We start from the raw sequence: 19,446 nt of genomic DNA, 5'->3' as shown, positions 1-19,446 counted from the left end.
GCGTTATGTTTGCCTATTTAGCAGCATCCAGAAGATCTCGATTAACTTTTTTCAAGATTGCTCTTCTCGTTAAAATTCCTTCAAATATTCCATCTTCATCAACCACACAAACAAAAGGATGATCAATTAATAGTTCAAGCCCTTTTTTTATTTTATCTTCAATATGAAGATGCGGAATCGTAATGGTCATAATCTCAGAAACTTTTTTGTTTTCAAGTTCCTCGAACTCAATTCGCTGCAGGCCTAAGATAGACTCAAGGATTGCCGGTGTACTGATAAGACCGTGTAGTTTATACATTGGGTCTAACACTGGAATGGCTGTATACCCGCTTTTAGTCAGTACCAGCAGGGTATGTTCCAGGTTATTCGTCACTTGGACGTGTGCAACCCTTTCAGAAGGTATCATCATGTCTTTCACGCTATAGTCGAGTAAATTCCCATCATGAATACCAATCATGTCAAAACTCCTTACCTAATAAAAGTAGTCATATTTTTCTTACAGTTCTAGTGTAACATAGGAAAAGGAAAGATTCTTACTTTGAAACATAAATGTTGTAAGCCGTTTCAATGCTGTTTCATTACCCTTTACTTACCTGGATGTTACGAAGTGTATACTCACACTCTAAACATTTATAAATCACATTTTGATTTGATTGTGCCGTTATCACTCTATTCAAATCATTCGTTTTGTTGCACAAAGGACATACACATTCAGGCATTTTCATTTTTCAGCCCTCCTGCTTTAGGATACAGCAGAAAGTGAAATAAATACCTATTACTAGGATTTCTTAGTCAGATTAGTCTCTATTCTTTCAAGTGTCTGCCGAATAGCAGCTAATTCTCTTTTCGCGAAAATGAGCTCTGCCCACAACAAAAGCACCCCAAAAAATAATAATACCAAAATGAGATATAAACCCATTGCCCACCTCTTTCGAACACAAGAATTTTGCTAAAAGTAATAAACTTGCAAGCTCTTGATGGTTCCTAAATCTCTCCCATGCCGTTAGAATTGTATCTTCGACGGATATGGGCTTTAATTATACCACATGTTTCCAGTAAAAAATAATTTGTTGATTAGCAGAAAAAGACATGCTAAACAAAAAAACAGCCTGATAGTACATCAGGCTGTTTTTCTATTTGTGATGCTTTACAGTAAAAGATCAAAGATTTCAATTGTAATCATATCAATGTTATCAAATTGATATTTAGAAGACTTGTTCTTATCACTAAACACTTCTAATTCAAACATTTCCGTTTTGCTGAAATATGTAACCTGGCATTTTTTCACTCCATCTATTTCAAAAAAACGCTCTGCAGATTCGGTTTCCTTCGCCTGCTCTTGTAAACTTTTCAATCTGGTAAGAATGCCCTGTAATTGAGACATACTCCCACTCCCTTCTAATAAAAACCTATTCGATAGGTTTCACTATATCACAAAAAACTATCCAATAACACGCATGTTTTAATTTCAGAATCTTAAAAAACTTTGGTATAATCGGACAGACAATTTTCACACATTAATTGGCTGCCTATAATAAACAGTTATTAGGAGGATTTCACCCCAATAACTTTCATTAAAACTCCTCCAGTGTAAACAAGAAAAAGATGCTGATACGGTTTTCTATTCAAGTTCGTCAATTTCTTCTATAATAATAAGGCTATTACTTTTATCTGGAGGTTCTGAACAATGACTGACGTAGTACTCTATACTCAACCAGACTGCCCGCCATGCAAAATTGTTAAACTGTTTTTTAAAGAAAATAACATCACGTATACGGAGAAAGATATCCGCGCAGATTCTGCAGCGATGAATGAACTGACTAATAAGTATGGATCATATTCAACTCCAACTGTCATTATTAAAGATGAAGTCATTATTGGTTTTGAAATAGACAAAATGAAAAAAGCACTATCCATAGACTAAACGTCAAAAATAAAATCCAAGCCCCCAAATTGGGCTTGGATTTTATTTTAGGAGAATATCGTCAATGGTTGAGAAAGCTTGTAATTGAAAACGATTTAAGGAAATTACAAGACTGTGCGGAAGAATACTAAATCCTAGTGTTTCTGTATTTACTTTTTCTATTGTAGATTTACTGCTAATTTCTTCATCCTTTACTTGGTTGTTTTCCTGCTTTTTTTCAGTATCAAAATTTATTTGATGCACCTTCCACTTTCCTTGGTGTTTGACCAATATTACGGTTTCAGAATTTGTATACGTTATCGGCCCCTCTGAATGTTCAGCCAAATCTTCACTAATCACCAGCTTGTCTTCGTCCTTACTTTCAATGGTTGTATGGTCATCATAGCTAAAGAATGGAATATAGTTTTCTGCTGAATCAGATCCTAAAGTAGCATAGCCGTCATCCACTTTTACAACATTTTCTTTAATGAATTTATTAATCATTTCATTCGTAAAATACGGTTTCAGTTTTTCTTCAATTTCTCGGATGGTTCTTGCTTTCTCGCTGATCTCTACTTGTTGATTGAAAGCTTTTTCAAGTGTTGTAAAGACTTCATCTCTATGTATATTCTCAGCAGAAGTTGTCTGCGCCAAGGTAAACAGACTAAATAGGAATACACCTGCAAATAATGCCCGGAATTTATTCATAATTCGCCTCCTAAGTTGTGTTGGAACGGTAAGTTATTAATTATGTACCCGCTTGTCTAGAAGGCAAACGTCTTTCTTTCAGTTTCTCTAACACGGTGGGTTCCATGAAAGGATAAAAAAAACTTGCAGGGTTTATCCTGCAAGTAGAAAAGTTATTTAAAGACATAATAAAAAATAAAGCCGGCCACTACTACTGCAGCAACAATTAGTGCAAGGAAAATCGGATTTAATACATACGGGTGTTCACGAGCAGCCCCTTCAACAGAGGGATCTAGTTCTCCTTTTTTATCTTTTTGTGTCTTAAGAACCACGAGGCTATAGTAAAGAGAATATAGAATAATGATGACTACCAAGATGCATAAGATCCAAATAAAGGTACTCAATGATTACTCTCCCATCATTTGTTTCCTATAGCTTGACACATGATCCCCTGGTTTATGCATTAAACAGATGATTATAATAAATCATCATTTTCATACAAATAATCATAAGAAAGATCGATAAATAAATAGCTGTTATGATCGAGCGGAAAGGAGAACGTTCGAATGGTTTCCCCTGATTCGATGTCACTATATAAATCAGACAGTATTCCCTTTTTTTCATGCTTCATCTCAACGATATTTTCAAGAAAATACGGACGCCAGCTCCAGTTTTTCCCCATATATGTTTCCTGAACAATCCAGTTTCCTTCTTTTTTCAGGATATTAGGTGAAATTTGAAATCCTTCTTCGTTACAAATATAAAGACGGAAAGACATCGATTCAATTTTTTCAGCCAAAGTATGGAGCCATTCTCCATAGCCTGCCGTTTTTTTGTGTTTCACCATAAAGGATTTCATGTCTTCATTAAATTTATTGGTTAATTGATAGACATTTTCCAGCTTTTTCATTTCCAAAGTGATAAAACCATGACATTCTTTCTTGAAATTTTCACGTAATATATCCCGGTCAACCAGCTCAAGTTCAGGTTTTGCAAGTAAAAACCCTTGATAATAACGACCGCCGTTTTTCCATGCATACCTTAATTGATATTGGCTTTCGATATGTTCAAATAACAAATTAGCCCCAATTTTTCTCGCTAAAAAACTTAAAGAAAATAGAATGACCTGTGTAACTTCACCGCTCGTTTTTCGCAGCTGTTCTAAATTCACCTTTAAAATATGAGGTGATATTTGCGCAATTCGATCCATCTTGCTTTCTGCGCCATTATGATCAAGCGCAATTTTCATGCCAAACGTTTTATAATACGACAGTACATGCTGTAACGAATCAAGAATCTCCTCATAATCGGTATCCGATAATTCCAGAACAATCCGTGAAACGGCATCACCCTGAAAATATTTTTGGATAATGGATAAAAATTGTTCTCCGTGGTCGACCATCAGCAAATTGGGATCTCGATTAATGAAGATTAAATAATCCCCTTCTTTAGCGGAAAGGGTGGCTAATGCTTTATCCAGTAAATAATTATCCACTTCATTTCGATATTCCATTGGAATTTTGCTATCAAGGAAAAACGGTCCCAGGCTCTGATAACCGGTTTCAGTTTGATATCGGCCCAATATTTCAAACCCTGCCACACGATGCTCATCAGCACTGAAAATAGGTTGAAAAAAAGGCTGAACCCGGTCAAGGTTAGCTAGTAAATCATCTGAATTCAAGACGTTCCCCCCTATCATCATCTCTACATAAAAAGTATATCATTAGTTGACTGGTACGAAAATTCAAAATAATACATAAAAAAAATCCGCACCATAAAGGTACGGATTTTTCGGGACTTTCCTTTTTCTTAAAAAGGGAAAAAGAACGGGATGGTCACAATTACAATAAGACCAATTAAGACTTGTATTCCTATTCCTACAATGGCAAAGTCTTTATAATTATAGTCACCAGCTGTCATTACCAGTGCATTTGTTGAGGATGCTCTAGGGGTAGAGAACGCCAGAGCAGCAGCCACTGTTACACATACTAAAATAGGTACTGGACTATAATGCATGTTGACGGCCACAGTAAATGCAATTGGAGCTATAAACATTGTTATCGCAATATTGGAGACGAATTGAACACCTACCAAGGTCAGTATATAGAGTAATGCTAATAAACTATAAGGGCCGGCATCTCCAATGATTTGTTCAATCCAGATACTTACCTGAATCAAACCTCCACTCTTTTCAAAAGCAGCCATGAGCGGGAACATCGCGACTAGAAGAATAATCGATTCCCAGTTGATTCTCTGGTACGCTTCTTCCATCGATCGAACACACCCAGTAATCACCATAAGAAATGCTGCCATTAAAATAGTATAAACCTGAGGAATGACGTTAAAGGCAAGCAAAAGAATCATAAGTACCACGATAAAGGCAGCAATTGGTGCTTTCGCTTCCTGAACATAATCATTTTCTTCTGTTGCACTGCCCAGAACAATAATATCTTGCAGGTCAGCCGAAATCATTTCAATATTCACCCATTCACCATGGATGAGCAGTGCATCTCCTGGTTTTAATATCTCGGTACCAAGATCAGCTTGAATATATTCACCTTTACGATTAATAGCTAGTACACTGCATTGATATTTTTCCCGAAAATGAATATCTCGCAAGGTCTGATTTTCATAATCAGAATGAGGCATAATTAAAATTTCCGTCATCCCAAATTTACTGTTAGCCAAATGTTTTTTTACTTCTTCTTGATTAAAAGGCCGTGTTTCTAATTCATAATCCACTGTCAGACGAGTTACTGCTTCTGCTTCACCAAACACTAAGATTATATCGTCTGGATGAAACACTTCGTCTGCTTTTGCCGACAAATTTTGATTTTTAGAAAGCAGCCCCAACTGTTTATCTTTAGATTTTCGTTTAATTTCAATTACAGTAATCTCATAATTAATAGGGAGCACCAAATCTGAAAGCCTTTCACCTACTAAATCAGAGTGCTGGGGAATTTGGAGATAGTGAAGTCTATCATATACCTTATACATCCCAGCTAATTCACCAGCTGATAAATCTTTCCCGCTGCTCTTGGCAGCCAAATGCTGGTGAGGAAGCAGCTTTTTGCCCATAAACAGAATTAATAAAAGAGCGGCCAGGAGCGTAATAAGACCAATTGGCGTCAATGAAAAAAAGGCTAATGGCTCATAATTATTTTTTGTCAGCACATCATTTATGATTAAGTTAGATGGTGTACCTACTACTGTCAGGAGCCCTCCTAATCCACTTGCAAAAGCTAAAGGAATTAAAAATTTCGAAGGACTTCTCCGCTGCTTGAGAGCTGTACTCATCACAATAGGGAGCATAATTGCAACTATCCCTGTACTGCTTAGGATGCCTCCTAAGAACCCGGCTGAAAGCATAATAACGACCATTAATCTCCGCTCACTGCCTCCACTCCATTTCAAGAGCGGATGAAAAATTTTCTCAACGAGTCCAGTATTAAATACACCAGCGCCTACTATGTACAGACTGGCAAGAATAATCGTGATTGGATTAGAAAATCCAGCTAATAGTTCCATAGGTTCTAAAATGCCGATTATGCCCAGAAGCAGCATAGCAGCAAGTGCAACTATATCTGCTCGGAATTTTCCATAGATAAATAGTGAAAAGACACATAACAGGATGATAATCGGTAAAAGCATTGACTGCGTAGTCATAAAGTACCCCCGTAAAGATGTTCAAAATCGCACATATTGCTTTATTTGCGGTTCACAAAAAGCTTATACTTTGATTAAAATGCAATAAAAAACAACATATTCTTCTTTTTATGATTATTCTTTGTTAGTATGAGGTAGTAATATTTTTACAGAATAGGTTGATTAATAGTGAAAAAAAATATGTCGAGAAGATCTTTTTTAAAAAAATCTGCAGGAACTTTATTAAGCATTACAGGAATAGGTATGGGGGGCCATTATTACGCCCATGATATCGAGCCTGGCTGGATCGATATCAAACGAATAACGATCAAGCACAAATTAATTCCTGAAGGCTTTAATGGTTTTAAAATCGTTCAATTTAGTGATACACATCTTGGATTTCAGTTTCAGATTAAAGATTTAACCTCTGTTATTACCAAAATGGAAAAGCTTAATCCTGATGTTATGATATTCAGCGGCGACCTCATGGATCACCCAAACGAATATCCCATGCCTGAAGAAATCATTCCTTATTTAAAGAAAATCAAAACACCTTTCGGTAAATATTGTATATATGGAAACCATGACCATGGTGGAAATGGTTCTGAAATTTATCGTAATATTATGGAGAAGTCTGATTTTAAAGTCCTTCAAAATGCCCATTCTAAACTATCACTTCTGAGTGGTGAAGCCATTTATTTAGCTGGTATTGACGACGCCATGCTTGGCCGACCAGATTTTAAGAGTACGCTGTCGGGAATTCCAGATAATGTGTATACTATTCTTTTATCTCATGCACCTGATTTAGCTGATACGGCTGTTAACTATAATGTTCAGCTGCAGCTCAGTGGTCACAGTCATGGGGGACAAATCCAGATTCCTTTAGCAGGGGCATTAGTTACTCCGCCTTATGCTGAAAAGTATACAGAAGGTACGTATGACATACAAAACATGGTTCTGCATGTCAACAGAGGCCTAGGCACAACTAGGCTGCCCTATCGTTTTCTTTCTCGACCTGAAATAACTTTATACGAATTGCAGAAAGAATAAAAGAAAATCCGTAAAAATAAGCATTCAGGCCTAATCCACTACTAAAGTCCCATTCTAATGAATTATATCATTAGTTTGGTAATAGAAAAACAGCTTTTCTCCTTATTAATGCAATTATGTGTTTCGTCACAGAAATGCCATGGATAATTCCATGGCATTTTTTATGAGCTTTTCTAATTAGTTTACGTTTAATTGGCTAGTTAAAGTAGGTAGCCTGCAGAAAAGAGCAGCATTCCCCCGACAACGGTGACTATCATATAGATAGCAAGATGCAGGTAACTCCCTTTTTTAAGTAATTCAATAGACTCTATACCAAACGTAGAAAAAGTAGTAAATCCGCCTAGAACACCAGTAATCAATAATAATTCAGCGGTTTTCGTAACTTCACCGTTTTCGGGAAATACAAAGCCAATGACTAGTGCACCAAGTAAATTAACAGACAAAATTCCCCAAGGAAAACTGGTAGTCATTTTTCTGGATAGGTAAGAACTTATACCATACCTTGCCACAGCACCAATAAACCCTCCAATCAGTACTGCCAAAATATCTATCATCCCTGTACCTCACCTTTTTGAAGAAATAGAAATCCCTAATAAACCGAAACTGATTCCTAGGATTAAAGTAGCACTGATATACAAACTTGATAGCCAAAAGGACGTTTCAAGTAACTGTATCGATTCCGCTGTGAAAGTCGACATTGTCGTAAAACCACCGCATAAACCCGTACCTAGAAACAAGGGCACTGGCTGCTTTCTTTTTGAAAAGTACCCTGTCAGCATCCCTAGGGTAAAGGTTCCGATAAGGTTGACACATAAAGTAGCTAAAGGAAAGACTGACATATGGATAAATACATTTACTCCATAACGTAGGAAAGAACCTAAAGCACCGCCAATTCCGACAAAGAAATACTTTTTCAGCATTCCCAATCCACGTCCATTTCATATATTCATTCTTACATTATAGCAGAATCAGTATAAACAGGCTCTATTCATTGAAAATATCATAGAATGAAAAGAACTATAAAAAAGGAGGTCTTTTCATGCACTCCCCCTATCCAGCATTTTCTCCTGTCTATCAACAGCAGTACATGAGAAATGGCTACCCGCCTCCCCAGAACGGGAGATTTCTTCCATTTTTCCCATTACTTCTTCCATTTGTAGCTGGTTTGGCTGGCGGAGCACTCGCCGGCGGTGCATTGTTATATAACCGGCCGCCTTATCCATATCCATATCCTCCGCAGCCTTATCCTGGCTATCCGCCTGGGTACCAGCAAGGGTATCAAGGCGGTTACCCCGGCTATCAAGGATATCCTCCCCAAGGTTATCCCACAGCCTTCGGAACCCAGCAGGCAGTCACAGATAATATTAACATCTATACTGGTACTGGGAGATAAAGCAATCAATAATTAACAACCCGCACCAACTGCAGGCTGGCGAAAAACTTCGACAGCCTTTCTTTTTTTAATCCCCCTCTAATTTTGCTCTATGATCTAGATTTGCTGTACATTGACAGCTAACTAAGCTAATTATATTTCTCCTTTTCATCTCTTTCCCTCCAATTAATTTCACTGTTTTTTTTTCTTCCCTTCCTTTCAATAGTGATAATGGTATAATATGTACTGCAAGGCACCAGCATTTTAGGAAAGGAGTTTCTATATGAAACCAACAACCGGGCAACGGGAGCAAACTTCCCCATCCGATAACACTCTTGCCCAAGCTATTTTTATTGTTAATAAACATGCTAAGACAGCACCTGAACCCAAAGCTTTATATGAATTAAAGCGCCTGACCATACTAAAATTATTAAGCGAGGGGAAAGCAAAAAAGTTAGGTCTTCACTTTTCTGATAACCCTAAGTTTTCTGCACAACAATCTGATGTAATTATCCAATGTGGTGATTATATCTTCCATCTTCCTCCTACCAGGGATGATTTAAAAACCCTTCCTCACCTCGGGAACCGCTCTTCATCCGTTCGAAACCCGAAAGCTGTATTATCCTTATCACGTGCGAAATTAATTTTGCAAACGTATATTGGACAGGCAGTCGAGACAAAAATGTCCAATGTGAATTCCGGCAAACCTACTCAACCATCACGCCGGCAGCAAAATCAAAAATACGAAAATACATTTCTTTCGTCATTTTTAGGAAAAGGATATAAATCACGTTAGCTTTTGCTATCTCCTAAACGTTTAACTTTCCCTAATACTCTCCAAAAAGAAAAAAATCGGCGCAGCATTGCCCGATTTTTTTCTTTTTTATTTATTTTTATAAAATAAGTTCATCAATCAATAAAATCAATTCTGCAATTTCTGGCTTACTAACCTGTGCGTCTGCTCCCACAAGCTGCCCTTTATGACGAAGATCTTCCGTGATTAAAGAAGAAAAAATAATGATAGGCACTTTCGCTAACTCTTTATGCTCTTTAATTCGTTTGGTCAAATGATGTCCATCCATCTGAGGCATTTCAACGTCTGTTATGACCAACTTTACATCAGAAACCGCATTTTCCCCAGCTTCAATCAAATTCTCCAAATAATTTAAAGCATCTTTACCGTTCTCAAAAAATTCGAGGTTTTCAAAACCCGCTTCTGTTAATGTGTCATGTAAAAGCTGCCTTAAAAGCGGTGAATCCTCAGCGACGACGATTCGTTTATTCGACCGCTCCCTCTTCCCTAACTTCTTTACCTGTTTACTATTAATTCCTGAATCCGGATTAATATCCACTACTATTTTCTCGAAGTCCAACAGTAAGAGCATTTCCCCATTCAACCTAATGACTCCGGTCGTCTGACTTTCAAGCCCTTGAAACATCTCAGAAGGTTTTTCTATTTGGTTCCAGGAAAGCCTGTGAATCTGAGTGACTGTATGAACATGAAAAATTATTTTTTGTTGATTAAATTCTGAAACGATAAACTTATCTTGACTTGGGTTCTTCGAAGGGGGAAACCCTAGTGCTTCAGCAACATTAACGACTGGGAGCACTTCTCCCCGTAACTCAATCAGTCCTTCAACATTTTTATGCGTATGCGGGACAAAGGTAACTGGTACAGGATTGATAATCTCCTTCACTTTAATAACATTAATCCCAAATTTATTTGACCCAATTCCGAACTCTACAATTTCCAATTCATTGGTCCCGCTTTCCAGCAGGATTCCTTGTCTATTTTCCATCTCGCACTTCCAATCTTCATGTTTCAATTTAACGATCTATTTGATCCAATCAGTAGATCTTTCTTTATATAAATCGGAATAAATAGACCTCATGTTAAGGGATTTAAGAAAAAAAGCCGATTTCTATGTAAGAAACCGGCTTTTTTGTTAAATTTATTTTTTTACAACTAATGTACTAGCTATCATATCATGCAGCGTTTGTTTTTTTTCCGTAAAAGCAGCCATTAAATATCCAATGTTAAAAATCATCCCTGACAGTATAGTTGCAAAATATCTGCCGGTTGCTCGACCAAAGGTAAGACGATTCCCATTCAAATCTACTACTTTTAACCCCATTATTTTTTTCCCAACAGTACCTTGCATTTTCGACGCAGTTGTCAAAATATAATATAATGCTATACCTATTAACGCGATAATGTAAATAACGGTGTATCCAAGAAGCATTGTCACCAATTCTTCATCAGTAGCAGTACCCTCCTCCGGCGCCGTAATAAAGCTATAAATAATGAAAAGAACGCTCATTGGAACTGTGATAATGATTCCATCAATGATTGAAGCAGCCACTCGAACCCAAAATCCTCCATACCTCTCGCTTATATTCCCATAGTCATTTACAGCTACTTTACTCATAAAACCCTTCCTCCTTTAACCCTAGTTATCTACTAATAATTGCATATTAATTGTAACAAAACAGCATTATTTTTACCAAAATCTTCATTAATAATCGAAAAAATAGGAAAATAGACACTGATTTTTATCATTTTTTTCGCTAAGTTTCATCCTTATTTCCTGTTTTTCCGATTGATGGTCAACCAATTTTTTTTGACAAAGTACATAAACATACACAACGCAATTCCACCCATGCCCCCAAGAACTATGTAATAACCATAATGCCATTCAAGTTCCGGCATATTTTTGAAGTTCATACCATAAACTCCTGCAATAAAAGTTAATGGCATAAAGATTGTTGTAATAACCGTTAATGTCATCATTGTTTCATTCATATTATTTGAATTAACTGAGAGGTAACTGTCCCTAATATCTGAAGAAAAATCACGATACGAATCAAGCATTTCTGAAAGTTTCAATAAATGATCATAAACGTCATTGAAATATAGATGCTGATCAGTTAAGAATTTCAGTCTGTCAGAATGAACCATACGATATAACAAGTCGCGCATCGGAAGAATAGTTTTTCTGAATATTGATAGATCTGATCGTAAATCAAATAAACGATCCATTAAATGACTTATGTTTTTATTGGCCCGATTATCTTCAATCTCGTTTAATTCCCGCTCCATGTGATATATTAACGGGAAATATTCATCCACCAGCTTATCGATAATTCCATGCATTAAAAAGAAGGGGCCTTTCAATGGCTGTTGACTTTGGGTAACCTTGTTCCAGATTTCCTCTATCTCTATAATCGCTTCTTTATGAAAGGTGACAATAAAGTCATGTCCGACGAACATGTCCAGTTCCACGGCATTTAGTCGTTTTTTTTCAAGCGCATGGATGACTAAAAATTCATAGCCATCATAAAAATCAAGCTTCGGCCGCTGCTGATAATGATCTAAGCAATCCTCAATAGCTAAGGGATGAAACTGAAAAAAAGCAGCTAATTGTTCGATTTCACTTTTTGAAGGCTGGTTAAAATCTACCCAGTACCATTCGACATGATCTTTTTTCACTTCTTCTAGCGGACAATCTATAATCATTTTATGATCTTTAGTAATAACAAACGTATTTATCAAGTCATCAAATCCTTAGCTGTTTTCTATTAAATAAATGGTTTAACGTCTAGTTTAACAGTTGTTTCGTCTAACGATAGAAATTCACCTCGTTAAAGTGCTAAAATAAGTAGTAGCTAAAAAGGGGGCACTTAACATGGATCATTTACTTAACCCACTCGTAAAAAAAGTTGAAATCTCAGGAATTAGAAAATTTTATAATTTAGTATCTGGAAACAAGAATATGATTTCATTAACCATAGGTCAGCCTGACTTTCCTACTCCTGATCATATTAAAACAGCTGCTAAACAAGCCATTGATAATAATTATACCGTGTATACACATAATGCAGGCGATATTGAGCTGAGAAAAGCTGTTTCAGCATATATTTCTGGTAAATATCAGCTGCAGTATGACCCAGACCAAGAAATTATTGTAACGAGCGGTGCTAGTGAAGCCATTGATATCACCTTCCGGACGATTCTGACACCAGGAGTTGAAGTCATTTTGCCTGGACCTGTATATCCTGGATACGAACCTATTATTAAGATGTGCGGAGCAACTCCGATATATGCTGATATAACTCAAACTGGTTTCCGTATGACAGCTGATATTATCGAAGGGTTACTCACACCAAATACGCGCTGTATTGTGCTTCCTTATCCTTCTAATCCAACAGGAGTAACGCTTACTGCTGAGGAATTGCAGGATATTGCAGCGCTCATCAAGGATAAAGAGATTTTCATTCTTGCAGATGAGATTTATAGTGAGCTCGTTTATGAAAAAGAACATACCTCCATTGCATCATACCTTAGACAGCAGACAATTGTTTTAAATGGTTTGTCTAAATCTCATTCCATGACAGGCTGGCGAATTGGTTTTTTATTTGCCCCTGCTGTAATCGCTCAAGAAATTCTCAAAGTTCATCAATATAATGTTACCTGCGCTTCATCCATTTCACAAAGTGCTGCTCTAGCCGCAGTTACAGATGGTTACGATGATGCCGTCCCAATGAAAATGGAATACGCTAAACGACGAGACTATGTATATAATCGGCTGCTCGATATGAACCTGAATGTTATCAAGCCGGATGGGGCTTTTTACTTCTTTATTCAATTGCCTGAAGGTTTCAGCACATCACTTTCATTTTGTCTCGAGTTAGTAGAAAAAGCAGGCGTAGCAGTTGTTCCAGGCAATGCCTTTTCTGAGCTTGGTGAAGGGTATTTCCGTTTATCTTATGCGTACTCAATGGATACACTTATAGAAGCTATGAACCGTATGGAAACATTTCTTTCTAATTAGACTAACTACTAAAAAGATAAAGACGAGCTTATGCAGCAACAAGCTCGTCTTTATCTTTTATTATGACCAGTGCTTTAATATCGCTTGTGTACCACTGCTTTCTTCCCCTGCTTCTGCAAGCTCTTCATATAGCGATTTTGCCAGCTTCAATCCCGGAACATCCATCTGCATTTTTTCTGCTTCTTCTAGAGCTATCCCCATATCCTTAATAAAATGTTTGATATAAAATCCAGGAGCAAAATCACCTTTAATCATTCTAGGCGCAAGGTTAGATAGTGACCAGCTTCCTGCAGCTCCTGCGGAAATACTCTGTAACACTTTTTCCGGATCAAGACCTGCTTTTTTTGCATAGACGACTGCTTCAGCAACGCCAATCATGTTCGAAGCAATCGCAATTTGATTACACATCTTTGTGTGTTGACCAGCCCCAGCTTCACCTTGATAGATAATATTTGTACCAAAAATCTCTAATATACTTTTAATATCCTCAAAGTCATCTTTCGAACCACCGGCCATAATCGTTAACTTACGCTCTCTTGCCCCAATATCTCCACCAGAAACAGGTGCGTCAAGCGCCTTCACTCCTGCTTCAAGTGCCTTTTCATAAATCTTACCAGCTAAAGAAGGGGTTGAGGTGGTCATATCAATAACATATTTAGTTCGTCCACTATTTTTTAAGATTCCTTTCTCACCTAAATAGATTTCTTCAACATCTTTTGGATAACCAACCATTGAAATGATCACATCTGCCTGTTGTGCAAGCTCTTCAGGTGAAATGGCCCATCTTGCTCCATTTTCCAGCAAATCTTGAGCCTTTTCTTTGGATCTTGTATATACGATAAGTTTGAACCCTTCGTTCATAATATGCCGGGCCATACTGTTTCCCATCACGCCTGTACCGATAAAACCAATTATTGTTTTCTCTTTTACTATCTCCAATTATCTCACTCCTGCTTTTTCACTTTTTTAGGTTACCCAATGAGTCATATTGACCTGACATTACCACCATCAACCAAGAAGGCTTGACCTGTAATATAGGAATTTGCATCTGAAAGCAAGAAGGCTGCAAACTTGGCAAACTCTTCTGGATGACCATATCGTTTCATTGGTATTTTTGCACTTACTTGTTTCTCTACTTCCTCAATCGTGATCCCTTGTTTACCTGCAGTAATGGCATCTAATTGCGCCAGTCGATCCGTAGCAATCCGACCAGGTGCAAGGGTATTAATCATAATATCAGGTGCTAATTCAACAGAAAGTGTCTTTGCTAGACCCACAACTGCAGTTCTAAAGGTATTTGATAAAATTAAGCCAGGCAGAGGTTCTTTTATCGCAGACGACGCAATATTTATGATTTTTCCTCCATCCTTACGCAAATAAGGAAGGCTTGCTCGAATAACGCGAATATAACTCAATAAATTAAGTTCAAACGATTTTTGCCAATCTTCATCTGTCATTTCACTAAACAATCCACTAGGCGGGCCTCCAGAATTATTCACTAGAATCTCAAAACCGCCAAACTCATCAGCAGTTTGTTTGACCAAAGCTTCCACCTCATCAGGCTTTGTAATATCAGTTGTTTTAAAAGAGACTCTCCCTCCCAAACCCGTTAATTCCTTTTGAACTGCTGCGAGTTTCTCTTCATTTCTGCTCGCCAGCATAACGTCTGCACCTTCCTTAAGCAATTCAGCAGCAATTGCTTTTCCAAGACCTTGACTTGAAGCAATAACAAGCGCACGTTTATTACGTAAACCTAAATCCATTGTTCTTCCTCCATTTCCTTTACCGTATGATTACATTAGTATAGCTTAACTCCATTAAATATTAAGCGAAAAATCAGATAATGTTAAGCACACTTTTCTAAAAATGGATTTTTTGTGACTATTTGTATTTTTTATTTCTATCTTGTGTAAAACGATGTATGTTAGAGACAAAGAATGTTTGTGAAAGGGTGAAGAAGATGTTTCTATATTATTTACTAGGCATATGTATGTTTGGATTTATTGGACTTTTTACCCGTGAACTTTTCAAGAAAAATTAATCCTCAAAAAAAACCGGCACTTAGCCGGTTAAAAGGGGGAAAATGAGAATGTCAGCTGCTTTTACCATACTAAAACAACTGTGCTTGCTCTATTAATACCCACTGTTACATGCTCTAAACATTTTGTTGAAAATAAATATAAAGAACCCAATCAACATTTGTTGATTGGGTTTTTACCTTTAATTAAACTTAGCAACTGCCTCTTCAACAGCAGCTTTAACAGCATCATTGGTATCCATAGCTAATACAGATACAGCTAATGATTCCATCTCTGATTGTGACAATTTAGTAATCAGTGAGCGAGCCTTTAGAATTGATGTAGCACTCATAGAGAACTCATCAAGTCCAAGACCTAATAACAACGGAATCGCAACTTCATCCCCTGCCATTTCGCCGCACATACCTGCCCATTTTCCTTCTTTATGAGCTGCATCAACAACCATCTTGACCAAACGTAAAATAGCTGGATTATATGGTTGATACAGGTAAGAAACCTGCTCGTTCATTCTATCCGCTGCCATTGTATATTGGATCAAGTCATTTGTACCGATACTAAAGAAATCTACTTCTTTAGCAAAAGTATCAGCCATTACAGCCGTTGAAGGAATTTCAACCATGATTCCCACTTCGATATGATCTGAAACAGACACACCATTTTTTAGAAGCTCTTGCTTTTCTTCTTCAAGAATGGCTTTCGCCTGACGGAACTCACCCAGCGTGGCAATCATAGGGAACATAATCTTCAAGTTTCCAAATGAGCTTGCTCTAAGAAGAGCACGAAGCTGTGTACGGAATATTTCCTGTTCTTCAAGGCATAACCGAATTGCACGGTGACCAAGGAAAGGATTCATTTCTTTCGGCAAGTTCAAGTAAGGAAGTTCCTTATCTCCACCGATATCAAGTGTACGTACAACAACTGGTTTTCCTGAAAGACCTTCTAACACAGCTTTATACGCTTCAAATTGTTCATCTTCCGTTGGAAGCTGATCGCGGCCCATATACAAGAATTCAGTACGATAAAGGCCTACACCTTCACCACCATTTTGAATAACACCTGTAATATCTTTAGGTGTTCCGATATTAGCAACCAATTCAACTTGTTTACCGTCAACAGAAATAGTCGGCTCATTTACAAGTTTAGCCCATTCAGCTTTTTGTGCTTCATACGCTGTATATTCATCTTCATAGCGCTTTACTAATTCTGGAGTAGGATTAATATGAACAACCCCTGTTAATCCATCAACAATGACTAAATCACCGTTCTGAATTTCTGCTGTTGCTGCTTTTGTTCCAACCACTGCAGGAATTTCCATAGAACGAGCCATAATTGCCGAGTGAGAAGTTCTTCCACCTACATCAGTAGTAAACCCTTTAACAAATTGACGATTCAGCTGTGCTGTATCAGAAGGAGTTAAATCTTCTGCAATGACGATTACTTCTTCTGCAATCATGCTAGGATTAGGAATTTGAACGCCTAATAAGTGTGCAAGGACACGCTTAGTAACGTCACGAATATCCGCTGCGCGCTCTCGCATATATTCATTGTCCATTTGTTCAAACATCATAACAAACATATCTGCTGTTTCTTTAAGAGCAAACTCAGCATTTATGCTTTCAGACTTAATTCTATCTTCAATGGGAGTCAAGAGTTCTGGGTCAGATAAAACAAGCAAATGCGCCTCAAAAATAGCTGCTTTATCTGCACCCAAATCTTTTTCTGCTTTATCTCGGATGCTTTCAAGTTCTTGTTTTGACGTTTCAATGGCTGCTCTGAACCGTGCTTGCTCATCAGCTGGAACTTCTATTGTCCGTTTTGATGTGCTTAGTTCTGGTTCAATCAAGCGATACGCTTTAGCAATTGCAATACCATTTGAAGCGGCAATCCCATTTAATAATGATGACATTACTCAGCTAAACCTTCTTTATTCAAAGTATCAGCCAGCGTACGAAGCGCATCCTGCTCGTCACTACCTTCAGCAGTAATTGTAATCTCAGCATCTTTACCAATTCCAAGAGACATTACGCCCATAATAGATTTAAGGTTTACTTTTTTACCATTAAACTCAAGATTAATATCTGAATCAAATTTACCCGCAGCTTGTACAAGTAGTGTTGCTGGACGAGCGTGAATTCCTGTTTCAGCGATTACTTTAAATGATTTTTCGACCATGTTGATCATTCTCCTTCATATAAGTTAATTGGGTTCTTCTTATCAAAGTCAACTATTTAAAAATCACTTAGATTTCCATATGAAGGAACACATTGGAAATGAAAGCATTTACAGTTGACTCATAGCACAAAATTACTACTAACCCCTCTACAGAATAGCATTCCTTGAGTCATCCGACAATTTTTATCTCTTAAAAAAGCGTGTAAATTTAATTTGTCTTTTTATACTGAATTTTATTACAACTTTACGCGATTATACTAAATTCTAAGAGCGGCTGAATTCTGCGTATCAGACATCCAACTGTGCGTGTTTGTTAAAGAATGCACGGTATCCGAGGATAATAAATAGAATAACCGTTAATGATACACTGCCAAGAATTCCAAGCAAAATGGCAATTTGGTATTCAATCGCTACTAATGGGCTGATTCCAGACAGCATTTGCCCTGTCATCATGCCAGGCAGGAAAATAATGCCCATCCCTAACATATTGTTGAGTGTAGGCAATACTGCAGAATCAAATGCTTTATCAACATATATCTTACTTGCTTTGGCAGGTGCAGCACCGAGCATTAATGCTCCTTCAACCTTATCACGATGTCCTTTTAAGTTATCGAGAAGACTTTTTAGAGCTAATGTTATACCTGTCATCGCATTTCCGACAATCATTCCGGCTATCGGGATAAAATAACGTGGTTCATACCATGGCTTAAAGTGAATAACGATACTGTTAAAATACAACAGTGCAAAAAGTGGACCGCATAGCATCGAAAGAGCGATTACTCCTTTTATCTTATTGCTAAGCGGAAAACCAGTACTCTTAAAAATGGTATAAATAGAAAATAGCGACATTGCAGCTAAGAATAACGTCGTGAGCAGGGGATTCGGGTATTCAAATAGGTATGTCAATACATACCCTGCAAGTACAAGTTGGATCGTCATACGGAATGTTGCGATAATGATTTGTTTTTCACGTGCAATCCCTCTCCACCTAACAATAATCAATAAGACTAAAACAAAAAAATAAGCAGCCATCAATCGCCAAAACTCTATATCTATTATTCCTTGTCTTTCCATATTCATCCCTTCACGGAGCAACTTTTTTGTATGATTATCTGCTGTTCAGAATAAACGTCCGCCAGTATTTTCGAGTGAGAAATCATGATTACTGACCCTTCTGTTTTTTGTACAGCTTGAAAAAATCGATCCATGACCAGTAATTCGGACTCTTCATCTAAGGCAGAAGTTGGCTCGTCCAGTAAATAAACTTCTGGTTCTAGAAGCAGAATCCGGGCCAATGCCAAGCGCTGTTTTTCTCCGCCCGAAAGTTTTTGAACATCTGTTTTTAATGTCTTCTCCAATAATACTGTTTCCATTACAGCCATTAACTGATTTGAAGATACTGGTTTTTTTTCAGTAAGCTGCAACCCAATCTGTAGGTTATCTTCCACTGTTCCGTCGAAGATTAACGGTGTCTGGGAAAGCATGGACACTTTTCTTCTATGTTCGACAGGGTCTAATTCTTCAAGATTTCGGCCTTTATAGGTTATTCTCCCGCTTGTCGGAGTTGTCATCCTATTCAATAAACGAAGCAGCGTGGTTTTACCCGAACCACTTGCACCTACTAAAGTCGTAATAAGTCCTTCATTTATTTTCATTTGCTGAATGTTTACAATATCTAAATACACTACCTTTTCCAACAAAAACACAATCCACATCTCCTTCCCATAAGTATAATTTAATTGATAA

At 37.4% G+C, this 19,446-nt stretch carries 23 protein-coding genes; 5 read left to right on the top strand and 18 right to left on the bottom strand.

What is annotated here, in order from left to right:
• Window positions 1-13: 13 nt before the first annotated feature.
• From cbpB to MHI18_RS17985, 3 genes are all read right to left on the bottom strand, one after another.
• A complete protein-coding gene (cbpB, locus tag MHI18_RS17995) occupies window positions 14-457 on the bottom strand; it encodes a cyclic-di-AMP-binding protein CbpB (RefSeq protein ID WP_340849374.1) in 444 nt (147 codons plus the stop codon).
• 121 nt (window positions 458-578) lie between these two features.
• Window positions 579-725, bottom strand: a complete 147-nt coding sequence (locus tag MHI18_RS17990) for a hypothetical protein (RefSeq protein ID WP_340849373.1) — start codon at window positions 723-725, stop codon at window positions 579-581.
• Window positions 726-1,147: 422 nt separating this feature from the next.
• Window positions 1,148-1,384, bottom strand: coding sequence for a YkuJ family protein (locus MHI18_RS17985; RefSeq protein ID WP_040375978.1), 237 nt, complete (start codon window positions 1,382-1,384; stop codon window positions 1,148-1,150).
• 303 nt (window positions 1,385-1,687) lie between these two features.
• Here MHI18_RS17985 and MHI18_RS17980 point away from each other — a divergent pair, with 303 nt between their 5' ends.
• Complete coding sequence (locus MHI18_RS17980) at window positions 1,688-1,924, top strand: glutaredoxin domain-containing protein (RefSeq protein WP_340849370.1); 237 nt, start codon at window positions 1,688-1,690, stop codon at window positions 1,922-1,924.
• A 42-nt stretch (window positions 1,925-1,966) separates the two neighbouring features.
• On the opposite strand, the gene MHI18_RS17975 is transcribed toward MHI18_RS17980, so the two are convergent.
• The 4 genes from MHI18_RS17975 to MHI18_RS17960 form a co-directional block, all read right to left on the bottom strand.
• Complete coding sequence (locus tag MHI18_RS17975) at window positions 1,967-2,611, bottom strand: DUF3993 domain-containing protein (RefSeq protein ID WP_340849368.1); 645 nt, start codon at window positions 2,609-2,611, stop codon at window positions 1,967-1,969.
• Between the two features lie 152 nt (window positions 2,612-2,763).
• Window positions 2,764-2,994 carry a hypothetical protein gene (locus MHI18_RS17970; RefSeq protein ID WP_340849366.1) on the bottom strand — a complete coding sequence of 77 codons (231 nt, stop codon included), beginning with the start codon at window positions 2,992-2,994 and terminating at the stop codon, window positions 2,764-2,766.
• Between the two features lie 71 nt (window positions 2,995-3,065).
• The gene (locus MHI18_RS17965) at window positions 3,066-4,271 is read right to left on the bottom strand and encodes an EAL domain-containing protein (RefSeq protein WP_340849365.1); all 1,206 of its coding nucleotides are present in this window, start codon (window positions 4,269-4,271) and stop codon (window positions 3,066-3,068) included.
• A gap of 128 nt (window positions 4,272-4,399) precedes the next feature.
• Window positions 4,400-6,256, bottom strand: a complete 1,857-nt coding sequence (locus MHI18_RS17960) for an SLC13 family permease (RefSeq protein ID WP_340849363.1) — start codon at window positions 6,254-6,256, stop codon at window positions 4,400-4,402.
• A 243-nt stretch (window positions 6,257-6,499) separates the two neighbouring features.
• On the opposite strand from MHI18_RS17960, the gene MHI18_RS17955 reads away from it, so the two are divergent.
• Window positions 6,500-7,285 carry a metallophosphoesterase gene (locus MHI18_RS17955; protein WP_340849361.1) on the top strand — a complete coding sequence of 262 codons (786 nt, stop codon included), beginning with the start codon at window positions 6,500-6,502 and terminating at the stop codon, window positions 7,283-7,285.
• Between the two features lie 200 nt (window positions 7,286-7,485).
• Here MHI18_RS17955 and crcB read toward each other — a convergent pair whose 3' ends face one another.
• Together crcB and MHI18_RS17945 are read right to left on the bottom strand one after the other, a co-directional pair.
• Window positions 7,486-7,839, bottom strand: coding sequence for a fluoride efflux transporter CrcB (gene crcB, locus MHI18_RS17950; RefSeq protein WP_340849360.1), 354 nt, complete (start codon window positions 7,837-7,839; stop codon window positions 7,486-7,488).
• A 9-nt stretch (window positions 7,840-7,848) separates the two neighbouring features.
• Window positions 7,849-8,202, bottom strand: coding sequence for a fluoride efflux transporter FluC (locus tag MHI18_RS17945; protein WP_340850323.1), 354 nt, complete (start codon window positions 8,200-8,202; stop codon window positions 7,849-7,851).
• Window positions 8,203-8,324: 122 nt separating this feature from the next.
• Between MHI18_RS17945 and MHI18_RS17940 the strand changes: the two genes are divergently transcribed.
• Window positions 8,325-8,678, top strand: coding sequence for a hypothetical protein (locus MHI18_RS17940; protein ID WP_340849358.1), 354 nt, complete (start codon window positions 8,325-8,327; stop codon window positions 8,676-8,678).
• Window positions 8,679-8,940: 262 nt separating this feature from the next.
• Window positions 8,941-9,453: a YkyB family protein gene (locus MHI18_RS17935; RefSeq protein ID WP_340849356.1), complete on the top strand. Its 513-nt coding sequence runs from the start codon at window positions 8,941-8,943 to the stop codon at window positions 9,451-9,453.
• Between the two features lie 97 nt (window positions 9,454-9,550).
• On the opposite strand, the gene MHI18_RS17930 is transcribed toward MHI18_RS17935, so the two are convergent.
• The 3 genes from MHI18_RS17930 to corA form a co-directional block, all read right to left on the bottom strand.
• Entirely contained in the window at window positions 9,551-10,456 is a 906-nt protein-coding gene (locus MHI18_RS17930) for a chemotaxis protein (protein ID WP_340849354.1), read from the bottom strand.
• A 153-nt stretch (window positions 10,457-10,609) separates the two neighbouring features.
• Window positions 10,610-11,086 carry an RDD family protein gene (locus tag MHI18_RS17925; protein ID WP_340849352.1) on the bottom strand — a complete coding sequence of 159 codons (477 nt, stop codon included), beginning with the start codon at window positions 11,084-11,086 and terminating at the stop codon, window positions 10,610-10,612.
• A 152-nt stretch (window positions 11,087-11,238) separates the two neighbouring features.
• Window positions 11,239-12,210, bottom strand: a complete 972-nt coding sequence (gene corA / locus MHI18_RS17920) for a magnesium/cobalt transporter CorA (RefSeq protein WP_340849351.1) — start codon at window positions 12,208-12,210, stop codon at window positions 11,239-11,241.
• A gap of 133 nt (window positions 12,211-12,343) precedes the next feature.
• Here corA and MHI18_RS17915 point away from each other — a divergent pair, with 133 nt between their 5' ends.
• Window positions 12,344-13,489: an aminotransferase A gene (locus MHI18_RS17915; RefSeq protein WP_340849349.1), complete on the top strand. Its 1,146-nt coding sequence runs from the start codon at window positions 12,344-12,346 to the stop codon at window positions 13,487-13,489.
• A 60-nt stretch (window positions 13,490-13,549) separates the two neighbouring features.
• On the opposite strand, the gene MHI18_RS17910 is transcribed toward MHI18_RS17915, so the two are convergent.
• From MHI18_RS17910 to MHI18_RS17885, 6 genes are all read right to left on the bottom strand, one after another.
• Window positions 13,550-14,422, bottom strand: a complete 873-nt coding sequence (locus MHI18_RS17910) for an NAD(P)-dependent oxidoreductase (protein WP_445670046.1) — start codon at window positions 14,420-14,422, stop codon at window positions 13,550-13,552.
• 50 nt (window positions 14,423-14,472) lie between these two features.
• Window positions 14,473-15,252 (bottom strand): SDR family oxidoreductase, encoded by a 780-nt coding sequence (locus tag MHI18_RS17905; RefSeq protein WP_340849345.1) that lies wholly within the window; start codon window positions 15,250-15,252, stop codon window positions 14,473-14,475.
• 457 nt (window positions 15,253-15,709) lie between these two features.
• Window positions 15,710-17,434 carry a phosphoenolpyruvate--protein phosphotransferase gene (gene ptsP, locus MHI18_RS17900; RefSeq protein ID WP_340849342.1) on the bottom strand — a complete coding sequence of 575 codons (1,725 nt, stop codon included), beginning with the start codon at window positions 17,432-17,434 and terminating at the stop codon, window positions 15,710-15,712.
• A complete protein-coding gene (locus MHI18_RS17895) occupies window positions 17,434-17,700 on the bottom strand; it encodes a phosphocarrier protein HPr (RefSeq protein ID WP_340849340.1) in 267 nt (88 codons plus the stop codon). Before MHI18_RS17895 ends, ptsP begins: the two co-directional genes overlap by 1 nt.
• 288 nt (window positions 17,701-17,988) lie before the next feature.
• Window positions 17,989-18,780, bottom strand: coding sequence for an ABC transporter permease (locus MHI18_RS17890; RefSeq protein WP_340849338.1), 792 nt, complete (start codon window positions 18,778-18,780; stop codon window positions 17,989-17,991).
• Entirely contained in the window at window positions 18,777-19,385 is a 609-nt protein-coding gene (locus MHI18_RS17885) for an ABC transporter ATP-binding protein (protein WP_340849337.1), read from the bottom strand. The genes MHI18_RS17890 and MHI18_RS17885 overlap by 4 nt, the downstream gene beginning before the upstream one ends.
• Window positions 19,386-19,446: the final 61 nt, after the last annotated feature.

Origin of the sequence: Peribacillus sp. FSL H8-0477, from assembly GCF_038002765.1 — a bacterium.
Lineage (GTDB): Bacteria > Bacillota > Bacilli > Bacillales > DSM-1321 > Peribacillus.
This window is presented reverse-complemented; position numbering and strand designations above follow the sequence as displayed.